The organism is Fictibacillus nanhaiensis (genome assembly GCF_049537595.1).
Taxonomy (GTDB): domain Bacteria; phylum Bacillota; class Bacilli; order Bacillales; family Fictibacillaceae; genus Fictibacillus; species Fictibacillus nanhaiensis_F.
In genome coordinates this window covers 1-18,857 of the sequence record NZ_JBMULM010000011.1, presented here as the reverse complement: position 1 = coordinate 18,857, position 18,857 = coordinate 1, and the positions used below count along the sequence as shown (strand labels likewise).

At 41.9% G+C, this 18,857-nt stretch carries 18 protein-coding genes, 1 tRNA gene, 3 rRNA genes, 1 other RNA gene, 1 riboswitch and 1 other annotated feature; of the genes, 4 read left to right on the top strand and 19 right to left on the bottom strand.

The features are described from left to right. The 8 genes from ACOZ9X_RS21115 to tadA all read right to left on the bottom strand — a co-directional run. Positions 1-211 (bottom strand): 16S ribosomal RNA (locus tag ACOZ9X_RS21115); the annotation flags it as partial. A gap of 336 nt (positions 212-547) precedes the next feature. Then, complete coding sequence (locus tag ACOZ9X_RS21110) at positions 548-814, bottom strand: pro-sigmaK processing inhibitor BofA family protein (RefSeq protein WP_066390460.1); 267 nt, start codon at positions 812-814, stop codon at positions 548-550. Between the two features lie 76 nt (positions 815-890). Further along, entirely contained in the window at positions 891-1,115 is a 225-nt protein-coding gene (locus ACOZ9X_RS21105; protein ID WP_066390458.1) for a YaaL family protein, read from the bottom strand. 17 nt (positions 1,116-1,132) lie between these two features. After that, positions 1,133-1,729 carry a recombination mediator RecR gene (gene recR / locus ACOZ9X_RS21100; RefSeq protein WP_066242586.1) on the bottom strand — a complete coding sequence of 199 codons (597 nt, stop codon included), beginning with the start codon at positions 1,727-1,729 and terminating at the stop codon, positions 1,133-1,135. Between the two features lie 9 nt (positions 1,730-1,738). Beyond that, positions 1,739-2,056, bottom strand: a complete 318-nt coding sequence (locus ACOZ9X_RS21095; RefSeq protein WP_370630164.1) for a YbaB/EbfC family nucleoid-associated protein — start codon at positions 2,054-2,056, stop codon at positions 1,739-1,741. Between the two features lie 16 nt (positions 2,057-2,072). Beyond that, entirely contained in the window at positions 2,073-3,782 is a 1,710-nt protein-coding gene (dnaX, locus tag ACOZ9X_RS21090) for a DNA polymerase III subunit gamma/tau (RefSeq protein WP_423419818.1), read from the bottom strand. 105 nt (positions 3,783-3,887) lie between these two features. Next, an RNA gene (ffs, locus tag ACOZ9X_RS21085) (signal recognition particle sRNA large type) lies at positions 3,888-4,152 on the bottom strand. An 86-nt stretch (positions 4,153-4,238) separates the two neighbouring features. Next, positions 4,239-4,742 carry a tRNA adenosine(34) deaminase TadA gene (tadA, locus tag ACOZ9X_RS21080; RefSeq protein ID WP_423419817.1) on the bottom strand — a complete coding sequence of 168 codons (504 nt, stop codon included), beginning with the start codon at positions 4,740-4,742 and terminating at the stop codon, positions 4,239-4,241. A gap of 153 nt (positions 4,743-4,895) precedes the next feature. Between tadA and ACOZ9X_RS21075 the strand changes: the two genes are divergently transcribed. The 3 genes from ACOZ9X_RS21075 (at position 4,896) to ACOZ9X_RS21065 (ending at position 6,933) form a co-directional block, all read left to right on the top strand. After that, entirely contained in the window at positions 4,896-5,510 is a 615-nt protein-coding gene (locus ACOZ9X_RS21075; RefSeq protein WP_423419816.1) for a cysteine hydrolase family protein, read from the top strand. 116 nt (positions 5,511-5,626) lie between these two features. Continuing rightward, positions 5,627-6,268, top strand: a complete 642-nt coding sequence (locus tag ACOZ9X_RS21070) for a deoxynucleoside kinase (protein WP_423419815.1) — start codon at positions 5,627-5,629, stop codon at positions 6,266-6,268. Continuing rightward, the gene (locus ACOZ9X_RS21065; protein ID WP_066390443.1) at positions 6,265-6,933 is read left to right on the top strand and encodes a deoxynucleoside kinase; all 669 of its coding nucleotides are present in this window, start codon (positions 6,265-6,267) and stop codon (positions 6,931-6,933) included. Before ACOZ9X_RS21070 ends, ACOZ9X_RS21065 begins: the two co-directional genes overlap by 4 nt. Before the next feature lie 49 nt (positions 6,934-6,982). Here the strand turns inward: ACOZ9X_RS21065 and ACOZ9X_RS21060 are convergent, their stop codons facing one another. From ACOZ9X_RS21060 to guaB, 9 genes are all read right to left on the bottom strand, one after another. Then, positions 6,983-7,798 carry a MetQ/NlpA family ABC transporter substrate-binding protein gene (locus ACOZ9X_RS21060; protein ID WP_423419814.1) on the bottom strand — a complete coding sequence of 272 codons (816 nt, stop codon included), beginning with the start codon at positions 7,796-7,798 and terminating at the stop codon, positions 6,983-6,985. Positions 7,799-8,060: 262 nt separating this feature from the next. Further along, entirely contained in the window at positions 8,061-8,723 is a 663-nt protein-coding gene (locus ACOZ9X_RS21055) for a methionine ABC transporter permease (RefSeq protein ID WP_225219028.1), read from the bottom strand. Then, on the bottom strand, positions 8,716-9,729 hold the full coding sequence (locus ACOZ9X_RS21050) for a methionine ABC transporter ATP-binding protein (protein WP_423419813.1): 1,014 nt from the start codon (positions 9,727-9,729) through the stop codon (positions 8,716-8,718). Before ACOZ9X_RS21050 ends, ACOZ9X_RS21055 begins: the two co-directional genes overlap by 8 nt. Before the next feature lie 68 nt (positions 9,730-9,797). Further along, positions 9,798-9,904, bottom strand: a riboswitch (SAM riboswitch). A 227-nt stretch (positions 9,905-10,131) separates the two neighbouring features. After that, positions 10,132-10,224, bottom strand: a tRNA-Ser gene (locus ACOZ9X_RS21045). A 347-nt stretch (positions 10,225-10,571) separates the two neighbouring features. Continuing rightward, a complete protein-coding gene (serS, locus tag ACOZ9X_RS21040; protein WP_423419812.1) occupies positions 10,572-11,846 on the bottom strand; it encodes a serine--tRNA ligase in 1,275 nt (424 codons plus the stop codon). 143 nt (positions 11,847-11,989) lie between these two features. Then, positions 11,990-12,205 (bottom strand) — a binding site (T-box leader). 37 nt (positions 12,206-12,242) lie between these two features. After that, positions 12,243-12,827, bottom strand: coding sequence for a pyridoxal 5'-phosphate synthase glutaminase subunit PdxT (gene pdxT, locus ACOZ9X_RS21035; RefSeq protein WP_423419811.1), 585 nt, complete (start codon positions 12,825-12,827; stop codon positions 12,243-12,245). Between the two features lie 4 nt (positions 12,828-12,831). After that, on the bottom strand, positions 12,832-13,716 hold the full coding sequence (gene pdxS, locus ACOZ9X_RS21030) for a pyridoxal 5'-phosphate synthase lyase subunit PdxS (RefSeq protein ID WP_066390422.1): 885 nt from the start codon (positions 13,714-13,716) through the stop codon (positions 12,832-12,834). A gap of 173 nt (positions 13,717-13,889) precedes the next feature. Continuing rightward, entirely contained in the window at positions 13,890-15,200 is a 1,311-nt protein-coding gene (locus tag ACOZ9X_RS21025; RefSeq protein ID WP_423419819.1) for a D-alanyl-D-alanine carboxypeptidase family protein, read from the bottom strand. Positions 15,201-15,328: 128 nt separating this feature from the next. Next, positions 15,329-16,786 carry an IMP dehydrogenase gene (gene guaB / locus ACOZ9X_RS21020; protein ID WP_423419810.1) on the bottom strand — a complete coding sequence of 486 codons (1,458 nt, stop codon included), beginning with the start codon at positions 16,784-16,786 and terminating at the stop codon, positions 15,329-15,331. Between the two features lie 134 nt (positions 16,787-16,920). Between guaB and ACOZ9X_RS21015 the strand changes: the two genes are divergently transcribed. Further along, on the top strand, positions 16,921-17,898 hold the full coding sequence (locus tag ACOZ9X_RS21015; RefSeq protein WP_423419809.1) for a YaaC family protein: 978 nt from the start codon (positions 16,921-16,923) through the stop codon (positions 17,896-17,898). Between the two features lie 632 nt (positions 17,899-18,530). On the opposite strand, the gene rrf is transcribed toward ACOZ9X_RS21015, so the two are convergent. Both rrf and ACOZ9X_RS21005 read right to left on the bottom strand, forming a co-directional pair. Then, positions 18,531-18,646, bottom strand: a 5S ribosomal RNA gene (rrf, locus tag ACOZ9X_RS21010). An 88-nt stretch (positions 18,647-18,734) separates the two neighbouring features. Further along, positions 18,735-18,857 (bottom strand): 23S ribosomal RNA (locus tag ACOZ9X_RS21005); the annotation flags it as partial.

Here is an 18,857-nt window from a genome sequence, read left to right as displayed (position 1 = left end):
ACTTTCAAAAAGAAGAAATGCTTCTTCTCTTATTATCCGGTATTAGCCCCGGTTTCCCGGAGTTATCCCCGTCTTACAGGCAGATTACCCACGTGTTACTCACCCGTCCGCCGCTAAATCAGAGGAGCAAGCTCCTCATCATTCGCTCGACTTGCATGTATTAGGCACGCCGCCAGCGTTCATCCTGAGCCAGGATCAAACTCTCCATAAAAGTGTTTGTCTTGCTCGATTTTAAAACTGACGGAATTAATTCTTAATTCCTTACCTATTTCTTTTGTTCAGTTTTCAAAGAACTGTTTGTTTCGTGCGCCGCTCGTTTTAGCGACTTTATTAGGATAACATCTTTATGATAAGAAGTCAACCTCTTTTTAAAATTTGTTTCCCGCCTGCAACAATGTTTCATGTGTTGCGGCGACAAGAACTAATATATCACGTATTGTGATTTAAGGTCAATAGTTATTTTAAAATTACTTTAAATAAATGAAAAAAGGTTTAGAAAGCTGATTATCGCTCTCTAAACCTCAGTTTAAGAATACATATGAATGCTCTAGTTTAAGATAAAGAATTCAATAGCTACTAATGAAGCTATACCGGGTAGTCCAGCAATTCCTGAGATCAGAGCGGTAAACGCATTGATCGGAATATGAATATCATATGAGTTTCCGATGGCGTTTAATAAGAAAAGCAACAGTGCACCAATACAAAAGCGTGTAATACCGAATCCGATCCAGCGTATCGGCCGCATTGGAGCACCTACTAGAAGCAGAACAAAGATGATAGTTCCAAGAATAGCGATTACCGTTATTGGCTCCATTCTCGATTCCTCCTATACAACATCCAAGTTATTTACTAGTCATTGTATGGGAGTTGTCCAAAAAAAAGACCAGCAGTTATTTTAACTTGCTGGTCGTGACGTTTCTTTTTTTTGCTTCTTTTAATAAGAAGAAGTATTTTGATTCTGCTAGTTGAAGCTTAAAGATAACCTCTTCTGATGGCTCGACACTGCGTTCCACCATTTCTTTTTGGTGCATCCAGTCTATCTTTAGCTCATCAAGACTTTGAAGCAGCTCTTCATCTCCGGATCGCTTCAATCGCCCTTTTCGGGAAAAAAACATGCAAGCAACCCCTTTAGTTAGATTTCTCTTCTTCCTTCAAGCGCTTTGGATAGCGTTACTTCATCCGCATACTCCAAGTCTCCGCCTACAGGTAGGCCATGGGCAATACGAGTAATCTTGATACCCGTTGGTTTTAGAAGTCTTGCGATATACATGGCGGTGGCTTCTCCTTCAATGTTCGGATCAGTAGCCATGATAATTTCTTGAATGCCTTCATCTGTAAGACGCTTCAACAGTTCTGCGACTTTAATGTCCTCTGGTCCTACTCCGTCCATCGGTGAGATGGCACCGTGAAGGACATGATAGAGCCCGCGGTATTCTTTCATTTTTTCCATCGCAATAACATCCTTGGAGTCATGAACAACACAGATCGTCGTTCGGTCTCTGCTTGAATCATCGCAGATCATACAAGGATCACGGTCAGTAATATGAAAGCAGTTGGAACAATAGATAAGCTGACGTTTCGCGTTAACGAGTGCTCGTCCAAAATCAAGCACGTCATCTTCTTTCATTTCCAATACGAAAAATGCCAGGCGAACCGCCGTTTTCGGTCCGATGCCCGGCAATTTCATAAAGCTTTCAATCAGTTTTGAGATCGGTTCAGGATAATGCATAGCATATTCCTAGAACATTCCAGGAATGTTTAGTCCTTTTGTGAATTTGCCCATGTCTTGTGATACGAGTTCGTCAACTTTCTTAAGTGCATCGTTCGTAGCTGCTAGTACAAGGTCTTGAAGCATATCGATATCATCTGGATCTACCACTTCTTCTTTAATGATAATGTCGATGATCTCTTTGTGACCGTTCGCTTTAACCGTAACCATACCGCCGCCAGCTGTACCTTCGATCACTTTATCTTTTAGTTCCTCTTGAGCTTTTGCCATGTCACGCTGCATTTTTTGCATTTGCTTCATCATATTGTTCATGTTGCCTTTCATCATCGTACAATTCCTCCTTTTATTCTTCCTCTTCTTTTATCTCAATTAAATCATCGCCAACCAATTTGATCGCCTCCGCGATGAGAGGGTCTTCTGTTTTTTCTTTTTCTTCAGAAGATGGCTGACCTTGCTGTTGCTCTTTAATGAAATCAGCTTTTAATTTCTGCCATTCTGGATCCAATATGGATAGCATGGACAGGTTCTTTCCTATTGTACTATAAACTGCGCTTTCAACATAGCTTCTGTTGTTCTCTTGAGATGCCATCTGACGGTGGATTTCATGCTGAAATGCCAGCAAAAAGATTTGATCTGAACAAGCTACCGGCTCTGCTCCTGAAAGAAGGGCATAAGCACTTACTTTTTCAGAACGAATCTTATCTAAGATCTCTCCCCACATTCCTTTAAGCTGAACAAGGTTTGGTTTCTTTGCTTTTTTGAGCATCTCTTTCACTTGCGTTTGTGATGCGCCGCCTTGTCCTCTTATCACTCGTTTCTCTCTTGGAGCTTCTGTTTCGGCCTGGGAGGAAGATCCGTTAGATGACCAGCCGCTTTCTTTCATCTTTTTAAGTTCTTGTTCTAATTGCTCAATTCTTTGCATTAACGGTTCAACAGAAGGATTCCCCGCTTGCGACGAGATCCCTTCTTGCTTTTGGTAACAAATCTTGATGAAGGTTGTCTCTAAGAAAATCTTAGGATGGTTCGTCCATTTCATCTCTTGTTGTGCAGCATTTAACTGACCGATAATCGCATAGATGTCTTCTGCAGCTGTAGCATCTGCTAATCGTGCAAAGTCTTCGTCTGTTGAGACCCGTTCTAACAGCTCTTCTAATTGAGGTGCCGTTTTATATAGAAGCATATCTCTATAATAGTAGATAAGGTCTCCTAAAAAGCGAACAGGATCTTTTCCTTCATGTAAAAGTTCTGTCGATAATGTAAGAGCTTTTGAAACATCTTTTTCTAAAAAGGCTTCTGCCATCTCTGAAAGATGTTTTTGTGAGGCTGAGCCGGTTACCGACAAAACATCTTCAACTCTTACTTTATCATCACTGTAGGAGATCGCTTGGTCGAGGAGACTCAGTGCGTCACGCATTCCGCCCTCTGCTGCTCTAGCTAGCAGTTGAAGGGCTTCTTCATCAACTTCGGTACCGTTAGCGTCGACGATCTGCCTCATTCGTCCGATGATAGACTGTGAAGAAATCCGTTTAAAATCAAACCGCTGACATCGGGAAACGATCGTTGCCGGAATCTTATGCGGCTCTGTTGTTGCGAGTATAAAAATAACATGACTTGGTGGTTCTTCTAAAGTTTTTAACAACGCGTTAAACGCACCAGTTGAAAGCATATGTACTTCATCTATGATATAGACTTTGTACGTAACAGAGGACGGAGCAAACTTTACTTTGTCCCGAATATCTCTTATATCATCCACACCTGTATTAGATGCAGCATCGATTTCTAGTACATCAGATATCGAGCCGTTCGTGATTCCTCTACAAGCGTCACATTCATTACATGGCTCAGATACTGGAGCCCGTTCACAGTTAACGGCTTTGGCAATGATCTTCGCCGCACTTGTTTTACCCGTTCCTCGTGGTCCTGAAAACAGGTAGGCATGGGAAAGCTTGTCCTGCATCAAGGCATTTTGAATCGTTTTTGTAATGTGTTCCTGCCCGACCATATCTTCAAAGCTCTGTGGCCTCCATACGCGGTAGAGCGCTTGATAACTCATCCCTTTGCCTCCTTTATATCACTTCATTCTTTCTATATTATACTGAAACATTACAAAAAACTCACCCCTGAAACAAGGGTGAGTTATTGTTTATATATTAGAATGCCGCGCACCTCTCTTTGGAATAGTCAACCTATGCGTACAAACGCAGTTAGCTCAGTCCAGGTTGCCCCACGGCACACGAAGTGGTCCACTTACTGCTGCTTCCTTCCGGACCTGACAGGGTTCATGGGTCTCCGTTGCGCAGGACCCGGACATCAACACCACTTACGTCCGTCAGACCATACGTTGAACTAGCCGAGGAGAGGAATTCAACCTCGCTACAGCGGATTGCGAGTACAGGGCACCGCTACCTCCCCATCTAGCGCGACAAAGTGTATAACATTGTTAGATGCACAACTAAATGTGCAAGATTTAGTATACTATGTCCTTTTAAAAAAATCAACCGCAGGAGCACTAAACCTCCTTTCTTCGCTCTTCCTTTTCCTTCCTTTTACGATCGCGAAGTTTCTTGAAAAAGCTAGAAAGAATCTGACCGCACGCTTCGCCTTTTACGCCCGCTACTACCTCACATTGGTGGTTAAAGCGCTCTTCTTGTAAAAGGTTCATTAACGTTCCAGCGCAGCCTCCTTTAGGATCGGCCGCTCCGTACACAACACGGCTTACTCTTGAGAGGACAATCGCACCTGAGCACATCGCACATGGTTCTAGCGTTACGTATAGTGTTGCGCCTTCAAGTCGCCAAGCTTCTTTTTCTCTACAAGCCTGATCAATGGCTAGAAGCTCTGCATGAGCGATCGCTCTTCGTTCAGCTTCTCGCAGATTATGAGCTCTTGCGATAATTTTATCCTCTATTACTAAAATAGCTCCAATCGGAACTTCTCCGATATCCGCTGCTTTTTGTGCTTCTTCTAAAGCAAGCTCCATGTAAAATTCATCTTTTTCTAAGATCTCCATCATTTTCGCTCCAAAGTTTTAGTTGTAAGAGATTATACAAGAGGTTTTGCTAATAATAAAGAAAGGAATGGTTGTATAGATCAAATTCGTTACTTCTTTTATATAGATAAGAATGACATTTTATTAAATATGATTAAACGAAAGAGGGGACTCGTTATGGAAAAACAACATCAGCACGAGAACAATAAAATACCGGTCGCTCTGCTTATTATTGACGTGATCAACGACTTTAATTTTCCCGAAGCGCCGCTCTTGTTAAAAACATCTGCACCGATAGCCGATAAAATTTATGATTTGAAGAAGCGAGCTAAAAAAGAGAAGATACCTGTTATTTATGTAAACGATAACTTCGGACAATGGCAGTCAGATAAGCACAAGCTTGTTGATTATTGCTCCACACAACCCGGTGGTGAATTCGTAAAAAAATTGCAGCCTGACGATGATGACTTTTTTGTCGTCAAACCAAAGCATTCTGGATTTTTCTCGACACCCTTATCCACTTTATTGAACGAGCTAAGCATTCAAACCTTAATCCTGTGTGGTGTGGCAGGTAACATATGTGTTCTCTTTACAGCAAACGATGCTTATATGAGAGGTTTTACACTCTATGCACCTGCTGATTGTTCAGCATCTAATATAGAAGAAGATAACGAAAGAGCCTTAATCTTAATGGAAAAGACATTGAATGCTGATATCAGCAAGAGTGAAGAGTTAGATTTAAGAGCGATCATCGATCAGGCAAATGAAAACAAACATAAAACGATGTACTAGATAGCATATTTACCATTAACTTTTTGCCGATAATCTCACCACCTTTTCCAAACGTATGCTACAATATTCTTTGTCTGTAATTTTTCGTTTGTTATTTATAAGGGAGGAAAAGGAAGATGAGTTCAACCCCCTTTATCGCAGTTGAAGGGCCGATTGGCGTAGGGAAAACATCGCTCGCAAAAGCTATTGCCGAGCACTATAACTTTCAATTATTGAAAGAGATTGTAGAGGAGAATCCTTTTCTCGGAAAATTTTACGACAACATCGATGAGTGGAGTTTTCAAACCGAGATGTTCTTTCTTTGCAACAGGTATAAACAGCTTGAAGAGATTCAAGGACAGTATCTATCTAAACAGATACCTGTCGTTTCTGATTATCATATCTTTAAGAACCGTATTTTTGCGGGGCGAACGCTAAAAGACGGAAATCTTCATAAATACATGCAGTGCTTTGACATCCTGACTGAGGATATGCCTGTACCGAACGTGATCATCTATTTAAACGCTAGCCTCGATACGTTGCTGGACCGCGTGCGTAAGCGTGGTCGTTTTGTGGAACAAAACATGGAGCCTGCGTACTTAGAACAGTTAGCTGAAGATTACGAGACGTTCATGACTGCCTTTAAAAAGCAGCACCCGGAGATTCCTGTGCTCTCGTTTAACGGAGATGACTTAGATTTTGTTGCGTATGAAGCGGATAAAGAAAAGATCTTTTCCCTAATCGATGCAACTCTGAAAAAAGGAGAAGTTGCGCGATGAGTAAACTCATACAATACGGAATCCCAAATGATGCTGTCATTACAGTGGCAGGTATGGTAGGTGCGGGGAAATCTACATTTACGAATGCACTTGCAGAAAAATTAAAGTTTCGTACATCCATGGAAAAAGTGGATAACAACCCATACTTAGAAAACTTTTATCATGATTTTAAGCGCTGGAGCTTCCACCTGCAGATCTTCTTTTTAGCAGAACGCTTCAAAGAGCAAAAAAGAATGTTCGATTATGGCGGCGGATTTGTGCAAGACCGTTCGATCTATGAAGATACAGGTATATTTGCTCGCATGCACTTTGATAAAGGCAACATGTCTGATGTAGATTACGAAACGTATACTCATCTGTTTGAAGCGATGGTCATGACACCATACTTCCCGCAGCCTGATTGCTTGATCTACTTAGAAGGCTCTCTTGATGATATCTTAGCTCGTATTCAAAAACGCGGCCGTAAGATGGAGCAAGAAACACCCGTTTCTTATTGGGAAGAGATGTACGATCGCTATGAAAAGTGGATCGCTTCTTTTAATTCTTGTCCTGTGCTTCGTGTGAATATCAATGATTACGATCTTCGAGATAATCCTGAATCCATCGATCACATCGTAGAAAAGATCGCACAAAAGATTGAAGCGAAACGAGAAGTTCGCTTATAAGCATAAAAAACCCCGGGTCTCATTCTTATGAGCTCCGGGGTTTTGTTATTTATTTCTTCATCCATTCTGGTTTTCCGAAGCCTTCGAACTCCTTATCGATCACTTCTTCAAACTCCTTCGATTCCACTACCTTCTTAATATCTTTTGCGAATGCAGAATCTACATCCTTCGTATTCACCACAACACGGTTACGGTACGTGTCCGGCATGTTCTCTAGTTGAATCGCATCCAATAAGTCCATCTTTGCTGCGAGTGCAAAGTTACCAGGCACAGCTGCAACATCTGCACTTTGGACAGCACGTGGAAGTTGCGCTGCTTCTAAAGGTTTGAACACGAGCTTCTTAGGGTTATCCTTAACATCTTTTTCAGAAGCTGTTAGTTCGTTGATTCCATCTTTAATGGTGATCAGTTTTGCGTCTTCAAGCATGAGCAACGTACGCGCTAAGTTGACCGGGTCGTTCGGTATAGCGACCGTGCTGCCTTCTTTTATGTCCTTAACCGATTTGAATTTCTCAGAATAGAGGCCCATCGGTGCTGTTGGAACGATGATGACTTCTGAAAGCTTTAAATTCTTTTCTTTTGCGAAATTCTCCATGTACACTTTGTGCTGAAAAAGGTTCGCATCTAGATCGCCTTTTGATAATGCCATGTTTGGCTGAATATAGTCGCTGAATTCAATGACTTTTACTTTGTATCCTTTTTTCTCTAGTGAAGGTTTGATCGCTTTGTTGACCATGTCTGTGTATGGTCCTGCTGTTGCGCCGAGGGTTACTTCTTTATCTTTTGATGCATCTGATGAAGATGAGCATCCTGCTAAGCTGAAAGCGAGCAGAGCTGTTAGTAGTATAAGTATGATTTTTTTCATGATGATCCCCTTTTAAAAATTGTTTTTGCATATACTAGATGCATTTTTGTGCATGTTGTTGATTTCCGTTCCAGGTGCTTCGCTTTCCGCGGGGCGACCGGTGAGCCCCTTGCCGCTTCGCGCCATTAAGTGTCTCACCTGACCGCTCGTCCCGCAGGAGTCTCACACCTTGCACTCCTATCAACTTGGCAATGAAGTTTTTTACAAACCATTTTGAGCGCCTTTAAAGGTAAGCCTTTCTCAGATTACCTAGTGTGAAAAATTATCTCTTGTTTACAGCTTTTGCTGCACCGTCTCCTATTACTTGCATGAGCTGGACGATTACGATTAGGAGGATGACAGTTGTTAGCATGATTGTGTTGTCGTAGCGATAGTAGCCAAAGCGGATTGCGAAGTCTCCGATTCCTCCGCCGCCTACGATGCCGGCCATGGCTGAATAGCCGAGCAAGCTGATGGCTGTGACTGTTATTGCTTGAACGATTCCTGGCTTCGCTTCTGGTAGAAGGACTTCACGGATGATCATCCATGGCGTGGCGCCTACTGCAACGGCCGCTTCGATCACGCCTTTATCAATCTCTCGTAAAGAGGTTTCTACGAGCCTTGCAAAGAACGGGATAGCTGCGACAGATAAAGAAACTGAAGCTGCCGTTGGTCCGATCGTTGTTCCGGTGATCAGTTGTGTTAACGGCAGTAAAGCGACTAATAGAATAATGAATGGCACAGAGCGGATCAAGTTTACAAGAATGCCCGCTATTTGTTTGATCCACGCATTCTCAAACAATAATCCTTTGTCTGTTACAAATAGAATGATACCAAGCGGCAGACCGACCACTAATGATACACCGAGCGATATCGCGACCATATATAACGTTTCGAAGAATGCTTTATTTAGATCTGGAAGGATGTTTAAAATAGAATCAAGCAACTTGTTTCACCACCTCAAGATTTTCTATGCGACTTTCAATATAGGAGATCGCTCGCTTCACTTCCGCTTCTTCACCGATAAGTTCCATGATGAAGATCCCAAGCGGTGTTTCCTGAATATATTCGATCTTACCGTGAAGGATATTCCCTTTAACACGAAAGTTTTGGAAAAGCTCAGAAACTACGGCCTCTTCTGCAATGGCTCCTTTGAACTGAATCTTGATCACCGTTCCTTTTCTGTTCTTTAGAAGAGGTTCTGGTAGATCCATCTGGATCACAGAGCTGATGAACGTTTTTGTGAGCTCTTTTTCTGGATTAGCAAAAATATTGTACACGTCACCCGACTCGATGATTTCTCCATCTTGCATGATAGCCATTCGGTGGCAGATCTCTTTTACTACTTCCATCTCATGCGTGATCAGCACGATCGTAATGCCTAACTTTTTATTGATGGACTTCAGCAAGGAAAGAATCGATTTCGTTGTATTCGGATCAAGAGCTGAAGTCGCTTCATCACAAAGTAGTACCTTCGGGTCGTTCGCAAGAGCTCTCGCGATACCTACTCGCTGTTTCTGACCCCCGCTCAGCTGAGAAGGGTACTGATCTTTTTGATTTTCTAATCCCACCATTTTTAAAAGGTCGTTTGTTTTACTGCTGATTTCTTCTTTCGTTTTTCCTGCTGCTTTTAAAGCGAAGGCAATGTTCTCAAAAACCGTCTTTGCACTGATCAAATAAAAATGCTGAAAGATCATGCCGATCTTCAGACGTTCCTCACGCAACTCCCTTTTTCCTAGCTTCGTGATCGAGATGCCATCGATCTTGATCTCTCCTGATGTTGGTTTTTCTAATAAGTTGAGACAGCGCAGCAACGAGCTCTTTCCAGCCCCGCTATACCCTACAATGCCAAAGATCTCACCCTTTTCGATCGTCAGTGATACATTTTTTACTCCGACGATCTCTTTGCCTTTTGCTTTATATAATTTCGTAACGTCCTTGATCTCGATCATATGTCCTCCCCCTTACCATATAAAAAAGCCCTCTTCATTCCATGGAAGAGGGCGAATAAGTAAACATCGACTTATCTTCCAGAATGAATCATCATTCTGCAGGAAGTAGCACCGTTCCATTATGGAGGTTGCCGGACGTCATAGGGCCTGATCCCTCGGTCTCTCTGAATAAGTATTGCATTATTGAATTAAGTTATAGTTGTCATCATACGCACTGTCTAAAAGTTCTGTCAATACTAAATTTTATCACTTTAAAGTGTTAGCGCTTACATTCATTGATATGAATGGTTAAAATATTTTAGGGTTTTCTATCGGTGTTTTTAAAAGTTGATGATTCAGTTTTTTATAAAACAACAACAAAAAACCTCATCCGAGTAACTCAGATGAGGTTGAATATGTATATGGAGGAGGTAGAGGGATTCGAACCCCCGCGGGTCGTTAAACCCCTGTCGGTTTTCAAGACCGATCCCTTCAGCCGGACTTGGGTATACCTCCGTGTGACTGACAAGAACTATAATAACATGCTGTTAAATAAAGTGTCAACGGTTTTTAAAAACTTTTTTTGGTTTTTTATATAAAACTTTGTTTGTCTTTTTTGGAGGTGCTATTTTACGGTACGTGTTCTTATATTTATTACACGTTCGCCGCTAAAAGTGTGTTTTCCACCTGAAAACCCTGAAGCTTTCACCTGTGATTCCTGAGTTTTCACCGGTAATCAACAACTTACCACCTGAAAACTGAATCGGACCACCGATCATAAAACTTTTATACCCCGTAAACATATAAAAGCTGACTCTAGCGGCCTTTTAGGAGACCATGATAGAGTCAGCTTCTTCATTTGTTTACTTAATTACTTCTTTATTCCCCATATAAGGACGCAGAACTTCCGGAATAACTACAGTTCCGTCCTCTTGTTGGTAGTTCTCTAGTATAGCGGCTACTGTACGGCCGATCGCAAGACCAGATCCATTTAACGTATGAACGAATTCTGGCTTCCCTTTTGCATCACGACGGAAACGAATTTGAGCACGGCGCGCTTGGAAATCTTCAAAGTTAGAGCAAGAAGAAATCTCGCGGTACTCACCGTAGCTTGGAAGGTATACTTCTATATCGTATTTCTTTGCTGCTGTGAATCCTAGATCCGCCGTACACATGCTCAGTACGCGGTACGGAAGGTTAAGCAACTGAAGTACCTTTTCAGCGTGTCCTGTAAGCTTCTCAAGCTCTTCATAAGAATCCTCAGGTTTAACGAAACGAACTAGCTCTACTTTGTTGAACTGATGCTGACGGATCAATCCGCGCGTGTCGCGTCCTGCAGATCCCGCTTCAGAACGGAAACAAGCGCTGTATGCAGCATAGGTGATCGGAAGTTCATCAGCTGTCAGAATCTCTTCTCGGTGCATGTTCGTTACAGGAACTTCAGAAGTTGGAATCAAGAAATAATCTTCTTCGCGAATTTTGAACGCGTCTTCTTCAAACTTTGGAAGCTGACCTGTTCCTGTCATGCTTTGACGGTTAACCATGTATGGAGGCAATACTTCAGTATAGCCATGCTCGTCTTCGTGCAGATCCATCATGAAGTTGATAAGTGCACGCTCTAGACGAGCTCCTAGACCTTTATAAAAAGCGAAACGGCTACCAGTTACTTTTGCTCCACGTTCGAAATCAACGATGTTCAGATCAGTCGCAATATCCCAGTGAGGTTTTGCTTCAAAAGCAAACTCAGGAACATCTCCCCAGTGACGTACAGGAACGTTATCATCCTCAGTCTCACCAACTGGAACACTTTCATGAGGCAAGTTAGGCAACGTCAGCATGATACCGTGAAGATCTTCTTCTACTTGACGAAGCTCATCGTCCATCGTCTTGATCTTATCGCCTACTTCACGCATCTCTGTGATGAGGTGGTCAGCGTCTTTTTTCTCACGCTTAAACTCTGCTACTTGCTTAGATACTTCATTACGCTTAGATTTTAGTGCTTCCGTTTCACCGATTAACTCGCGGCGGCGTTGATCTAACGCTTCGAACTGATCTAATCCAGAGAGGTCTTCTCCACGTGCAGATAACTTTTCTTTTACTTCTTCAAAATTGGCACGAACAAATTTTAAATCTAACATGTTTATGTCCTCCTTTTGTTTATAAAAAATCACGGTTCTTTTTCGCAAAAAACTTTGGTCAATAGCTTTCCACGAGGTGTGCGATGCGATGAGCCTCCTAGAAAACAAAAAACTCCCGCCCGCTATCTCTAATAAAAATTAGAAATAGGGACGAGAGTTAACCCGCGTTGCCACCCTAATTGCAATAGAATTTCTATTGCCGGCTCGATTACATGTAACGGTTCTTCACCGGAAAAGCTTACTTAACGTTCAGCTCTTCACTCGAGGATGGATTCACAAAACACCTTGATCGGTTTTCACCAGCCACCGACTCTCTAAACAAAGTAATTTTTGCTACTAGTTCCTGTCATTGATTTTTTATAATGATTTTATAGTAATGTACAGCATTTTCGTATTTTATGCAACTACTTCTTTAGCCGATTGTACCATTTTTACAAAATATTGATGAAGTCTGTAGTCGTCTGTTAGCTCTGGATGGAAGGCTGCACAGAGAAAATGTCCTTGTCTGGCCGCTACGATCCGATCGTTATGCTTCGATAGGATCTCTACTTCCGCCCCAACTTCAACGATAAATGGTGCTCGAATAAATACGCCCGTATAATCTTCCCCTACACCATGTATCATAAGATCTGCTTCAAAACTGTCCACCTGACGTCCGAACGCATTACGCTCAACCGTCATATCGATCAGTTCAAGGTGTGCTGAATCTTGTCCTTGGATGCGTTTAGCCATCAAGATCAATCCTGCACACGTACCGAAAACAGGTTTGTTTTGAGCAAATTTCTTCAACGGTTCTAAGAAATGATATTTATCGATCAATCGTCTCATCGCTGTACTTTCGCCGCCTGGCATCACTAACCCGTCTAGATCTGCAAGTTCGTCTATACGCTTTACAGCTACAGCTTCTGCTCCGCTTGCTTCAATCGCTGCTACATGCTCGCGTACCGCACCTTGTAAGGCTAATACTCCAATTTTCAGCATAGACTTACCAGCCTCGCTCCTGCATGCGCTCACCATGGGCTAGCGTTGAGATGTCGATCCCTTTCATTGCCGTTCCGAGACCTTTAGATAGTTCAGCGATTAGTTTGTAGTCTTGGTAGTGCGTTGTAGCTTCTACGATGGCACGAGCAAACTTTTCTGGATTCTCAGACTTGAAGATTCCTGATCCAACGAATACGCCGTCAGCGCCAAGTTCCATCATGAGTGCTGCATCTGCTGGTGTTGCGATTCCGCCTGCTGCAAAGTTAACGACAGGAAGCTTGCCCGCTTTTTTAATTTGGAGAAGAACTTCGAATGGTGCACCTAAGTTCTTAGCTTCTGTCATCAACTCATCTTCGCTCATAGCAACTACTTTGCGAATCTGACCTTGAATCATTCTCATGTGGCGTACCGCTTCAACGATGTTACCTGTACCAGGTTCGCCTTTTGTACGAAGCATGGATGCACCTTCAGCGATACGGCGAGATGCTTCTCCAAGATCACGTGCTCCGCATACGAAAGGAACTGTGTAATCGCTCTTCAATAAGTGGAAAACTTCATCTGCTGGAGTCAGTACTTCACTCTCATCGATATAGTCAACACCCATTGCTTCAAGAACACGCGCTTCAACGATATGTCCGATACGCGCTTTTGCCATTACGGGAATAGAAACAGCATTCAAAACTTCTTCTGTGATTGTAGGATCAGCCATACGCGCTACTCCGCCTGCAGCACGAATATCTGAAGGAACACGCTCAAGTGCCATTACGGCTACTGCTCCTGCAGCTTCCGCTATACGAGCTTGCTCTGCGTTTACAACGTCCATGATGACGCCGCCTTTTTGCATTTCTGCCATTCCTCTTTTAACACGTTCAGTACCTGTTTTTAACATGCTTACTACCCCCTGAATTATATGTGTTATAACAACAATTTTCGGTTGTTTTAAGATAAAACTAGTATTCTCATCTATTTTATCGCAAATCAAAAAAAGCGCAAGCTCTCTATATTTTCAGAAAAAAAGAAGCTCCTCAGCAAATGCTAAAGAACTTCTAAAATTATATATAATTAAAACCAACCTTTAACCATGTCAACGGCACCAGACCAAAGTCCGCCAAAGAATCCGCCAACACCGCGTAAAGCAAGAACGAACCAGTTCGCTTTTTCAACGGATTTAGTCGTTACTACTTCTGTCTTGCCTTTTGTTTCTCCATCGAGTAGGTAGCCATAGTCTTCGCCGCTGCCTGTATACTCAACATTGATATGACCGACAACTTCACCTTTTTTAACAGGTGCTGTCAGTTCGCCATCTTTTGTCATCTTTTTCTTATCCATAACAAATTTAGGCTTATAGTTTTCTTTCTCTCCTCTTTTGATCACCATGGAAAGAAATTCTTTCGTAGCAACTTTAACTTCTTTTTCCTTACCTTTTACGACAGGAACTGTTTTGTTGCCTTTCACTTGATAGTTATCTTTTAAGATCTGCTCTTTTTCAAAGTTTGCAAATCCAAAATCAAATAGTTTCTTTGTTTCTTTAAATCGATCCAAGCGAGTTCCTGTTTTCATAACAACTGAAATAAGGCGAGTATCTCCTTTTTTCACTGTACCTGTAAAACAGTTACCTGCAAGGTCTGTCGATCCTGTTTTTAATCCGTCTACTCCCTCATAGCCACTATTGAGCTCAGGAAGCATCCAGTTCCAGTTCTCCATCTGAATTTCGTCATCCGTGCCCTCGCGGAATTTCAAACGAGGAACACTTGCTGTTTCTAATACTTCTGGATGATCGTTAAGTAAGCTGAACGCTAGAATAGCAGTAGCACGAGGACTCATCATGTTCTCGTCTGTTTCACTGCCTGAATTATGATTACCAAACAGGTCTTTGTTGTTTAGGCCTGTAGAGTTAACGAAGTTGAAATCTTTCATCCCTAGTTCTTTTGCCTTGGCATTCATCTTTTTAACGAACTCACCTTCAGAGCCCGCAATTAGTTCTGATAATGCAATCGTTGCTCCATTAGCAGAATAGATCGCCATCGCTTGGTATAGCTCACGAACTGTATATTTTTCATCTACACGTAATGGTACGTTTGATAATGTTCGATTTTGAGAAATCTTATGGGCATATTCAGAAATACTCGTTTTCTGTTCCCAAGATATCTTTTTCTTGTCAATGGCTTCTAGTAATAGGTATTCGGTCATCATCTTACTCATACTTGCAGGAGCGAGTAACTTATCAGCATTTTTCTGATATAATATTTTCCCCGTTTCTGCATCCACAAGTATAGCCCCTTCAGCTACTACATCTAAAGACGGTGCCGCACTTGCTGACTTTGAAAATCCTAATAAACTCGTCGTAAAAAATGAAAAAATCAGTGTCACCACTAAAAGTTGTTTTATCTTGCTGTTCAAAAAACTGCACCTCCAAACCCATTTACACACAAAAGTTATTGTACCATACACATTTTCAAAAAAATAGACAGAGGTTATACCTCTGTCCTAAAAATGTGTCTTTAGACTGAATAATTTGGTGCTTCTTTAGTAATTTGAACTTGGTGCGGATGACTCTCACGAAGTCCTGCTCCCGTAATTTTTACAAAACGGGAATCATTTTGAAGCTCATCGATCGTTGCTGTTCCACAATAACCCATACCTGAACGGATACCGCCAACTAACTGATAGATCGTATCAGCCAATGGCCCTTTGTATGGTAGTCGTCCTTCAATACCTTCTGGAACAAGCTTCTTATTATTTTCCTGGAAATAGCGGTCGCTGCTTCCTCGCTCCATCGCGCCAACCGAGCCCATACCGCGATATACTTTAAATTGACGTCCTTGGAAGATTTCACGCTCTCCTGGACTCTCAGATACACCAGCAAGCATACTGCCCAGCATAACGGCATGTCCGCCTGCTGCGATCGCTTTAACAATATCTCCAGAGTATTTGATCCCACCATCTGCGATGATCGGTACTCCATACTTCTTCGCTTCTGTTGCACAATCATAAACAGCAGTTACTTGTGGTACTCCCACACCAGCAACAACACGTGTCGTACAGATCGAACCAGGTCCGATTCCTACTTTTACAACACTCGCTCCTGCTTCGATCAGATCACGAGTCGCCTCAGCAGTAGCAACGTTTCCTGCGATGATCGTTAATTTAGGATAAGCATCTCTTACTTCACGAACTTTTTGAAGAACTCCTTCAGAATGTCCATGAGCTGTGTCGATAACAATTGCATCCACACCTGCTTGTACTAACTTCTCTACACGTAGAAGGGCATCCTTAGTAACACCTACTGCAGCTCCTACTAATAAACGTCCTTGTGAGTCTTTTGCAGAGTTTGGAAATTCGATTACTTTCTCGATATCCTTAATGGTGATCAAGCCTTGAAGCGTACCTTCATCATCTACGAGTGGAAGTTTTTCGATCTTATATTGCTGAAGCATCTTTTCAGCTTCTTTTAACGTAGTGCCAACGGGTGCCGTCACTAAGTTTTCTTTTGTCATAACATCTGAAATTTTTATGGAGTAATCCTGAACAAAACGTAAATCACGGTTCGTTAGGATACCTACTAATTTTTTATCTGCGTCTACGATCGGTACACCGCTGATACGATACTTGCCCATCAAATGTTCAGCGTCAAAAACTTGATGCTCAGGTGTTAGGTAGAACGGGTCTGTGATTACGCCACTTTCAGAACGTTTAACACGGTCGATCTGTTCTGCTTGTTCTTCAATAGACATGTTCTTGTGTACAATTCCCAAACCGCCTTGTCTTGCCATAGCGATTGCCATGTTTGCTTCTGTTACTGTGTCCATACCAGCACTGATAATCGGAACATTCAATTGAACCGTATCAGATAACCTCGTTTTAATTGAAACATCACCAGGTAGAACTGACGATTTCGCTGGAATTAATAACACATCATCAAAGGTTAAACCTTCTTTTGCAAACTTATCTTGCCACATACCTTAACCACCCCTTCAAATTTATCTTCCTGAAAAATATTATTTGTAGATTATCAACTGGGTAAACTAGTGTCAAGGAATACAAAATATGTTCGATTTTTCAAATAATTTACGAAGAGAGGAATGACGAAGAAATGATGACACAACATGACCCTTGGGCTTTATTCGATATGTTCTTTTCCTCTCAAAAATCGCAGCATTTCTTGAGTAAACGATATCAGCAACTAAACATAGATGACAGCAACGGCAAAAGCTTTGATAATACATATGGGTTTATTTACTATATCGAGCATGGAAAGAAATATTATAACCTCGCCGATCAAGCCCCTGTTGAGCTAAAGCCTGTACTTCTGTTTTATGGCATGACTCAGCTTATGAAAGCATGCATTCTGTGCAGCGATCCAGATTATCCTGATTCGAGTGCCGTTCTTGCACACGGGCTCTCTACTCGAAAAAGAAAGAAAAGAAGTTATGAATTTCTATATGATGAAGTGAAAGTACAACGAACAGGTCTGTTCAATCATTTTTGTGAAAAAGTGTTTCACATGAAACATATTGAAGGAGAAAAATTTACGATGGTGTCTCTTCTTCAAACCGTGCCCGAGCTAAGTCCACTATTTAAGCAAATGAACGGTGATATTCACCTTGTGAAGATGTATAAGGAAAATGAATCAACCTTTCGCCTTCCCAAGCATGTTAACGATCACCTACATATGTCATTAGAACGGTATAGTGATTATATGAACAGCTTGTTTCCGGCAAAGTTTTCTATGAGTTTGGATGGAAGCAGTGATAGGATGCAGCTTGTTTTTGGGGCGAATGAACCGTTACGGCCTTTTGATTGCTTTCCGTTATCGTATCATCATCTGGAAAACACGTACTACTTGCCTGTAAACCGTGAACTTCTGCAATCTCCTACGCTTAACGAATTTATGGTTCACTATGTGATCCTCTACAACTTGAGCATGTTGAGCAGATATGATACGGAATGGTGGAGCGAGCTATTTCATACGTATACTTCTGAAGAATTACCCTACATCCAGCAGTTTCTAAACATTACAGCTAAAAAGATTCCGTACCTTTTTGGTGTTATGCTGCAGATGAGGAATTGAGGGGGTGTTTTAGTTGTGAGGAATTGGCTGATAGTTGATAGGGTGTTAGTAATAGTGTGTCGGTGTCGAAAATTCGATAAATAATTTTATCCGTGAAATTATGATGCTTATCCGTGAATATATGGAGAATTACCGTGAATAAAATCACGATTACCGTGAAATTATGTGGGGTTGGGTTGATGAGCCAGCTGTTTTGGGATTTGTGTTTAACATCTAAGGTGTTTTAGGGCGTTTTGGCTTAGTTGGTGGTTGATGGGAGGGCTTTTGGGATGATTTTGGAGCTTTCGCTGAAGAATATCGCGTGTTGGAAGATGGCCTCATCCATCTTCTTCCTATTTTGAGGATTCGTGGATGAAACTAATCCTCGAAGCATACGGTATGGGATGTCTCCTACCCTAATTAAGTCTTAATGAAAAAAATTAAGTCGAAACGAACCTCAATTAAGTCGAAAATCAAAAATAAAGGCCGTTCGCTAAATCTCGACAACCTCTCTCGGCACGATCCATGCTTTATACCCCCGAGCCTTCCTCACCTCAATCACCCATAATCAGAAGTTTGGCAGCCGCCAAACCACCTTATATCTTTTTTAGAACACAAAAAAAGAAGATGGATTTTCATCCATCTTCCTCATTGCCTAGCGACGTCCTACTCTAACAGGGGGAAACCCCCAACTACCATCGGCGCTAAAGAGCTTAACTTCCGTGTTCGGTATGGGAACGGGTGTGACCTCTTTGCCATCATCACTAGACCGATCATGACGTTAACCATGATTTTTGAAATTAGAGAGTATGTTCTCTCAAAACTAGATACGACGTTTCCAAACGTTATGCTTTTTTAAGGATAAGCCCTCGACCGATTAGTATCTGTCAGCTCCACGTGTCACCACGCTTCCACACCAGACCTATCAACCTCATCATCTCTAAGGGGTCTTACTCACTTGCGTGATGGGAAATCTCATC

Excerpts from the sequence above, each read along its gene's own strand:
- ACOZ9X_RS21110 (WP_066390460.1), bottom strand. The coding sequence starts at position 814 with ATGGAGCCAATAACGGTAATCGCTATTCTTGGAACTATCATCTTTGTT.
- ACOZ9X_RS21105 (WP_066390458.1), bottom strand. The coding sequence starts at position 1,115 with ATGTTTTTTTCCCGAAAAGGGCGATTGAAGCGATCCGGAGATGAAGAG.
- recR (WP_066242586.1), bottom strand. The coding sequence starts at position 1,729 with ATGCATTATCCTGAACCGATCTCAAAACTGATTGAAAGCTTTATGAAA.
- ACOZ9X_RS21095 (WP_370630164.1), bottom strand. The coding sequence starts at position 2,056 with ATGATGAAAGGCAACATGAACAATATGATGAAGCAAATGCAAAAAATG.
- dnaX (WP_423419818.1), bottom strand. The coding sequence starts at position 3,782 with ATGAGTTATCAAGCGCTCTACCGCGTATGGAGGCCACAGAGCTTTGAA.
- tadA (WP_423419817.1), bottom strand. The coding sequence starts at position 4,742 with ATGATGGAGATCTTAGAAAAAGATGAATTTTACATGGAGCTTGCTTTA.
- ACOZ9X_RS21075 (WP_423419816.1), top strand. The coding sequence starts at position 4,896 with ATGGAAAAACAACATCAGCACGAGAACAATAAAATACCGGTCGCTCTG.
- ACOZ9X_RS21070 (WP_423419815.1), top strand. The coding sequence starts at position 5,627 with ATGAGTTCAACCCCCTTTATCGCAGTTGAAGGGCCGATTGGCGTAGGG.
- ACOZ9X_RS21065 (WP_066390443.1), top strand. The coding sequence starts at position 6,265 with ATGAGTAAACTCATACAATACGGAATCCCAAATGATGCTGTCATTACA.
- ACOZ9X_RS21060 (WP_423419814.1), bottom strand. The coding sequence starts at position 7,798 with ATGAAAAAAATCATACTTATACTACTAACAGCTCTGCTCGCTTTCAGC.
- ACOZ9X_RS21050 (WP_423419813.1), bottom strand. The coding sequence starts at position 9,729 with ATGATCGAGATCAAGGACGTTACGAAATTATATAAAGCAAAAGGCAAA.
- serS (WP_423419812.1), bottom strand. The coding sequence starts at position 11,846 with ATGTTAGATTTAAAATTTGTTCGTGCCAATTTTGAAGAAGTAAAAGAA.
- pdxT (WP_423419811.1), bottom strand. The coding sequence starts at position 12,827 with ATGCTGAAAATTGGAGTATTAGCCTTACAAGGTGCGGTACGCGAGCAT.
- pdxS (WP_066390422.1), bottom strand. The coding sequence starts at position 13,716 with ATGTTAAAAACAGGTACTGAACGTGTTAAAAGAGGAATGGCAGAAATG.
- guaB (WP_423419810.1), bottom strand. The coding sequence starts at position 16,786 with ATGTGGCAAGATAAGTTTGCAAAAGAAGGTTTAACCTTTGATGATGTG.
- ACOZ9X_RS21015 (WP_423419809.1), top strand. The coding sequence starts at position 16,921 with ATGATGACACAACATGACCCTTGGGCTTTATTCGATATGTTCTTTTCC.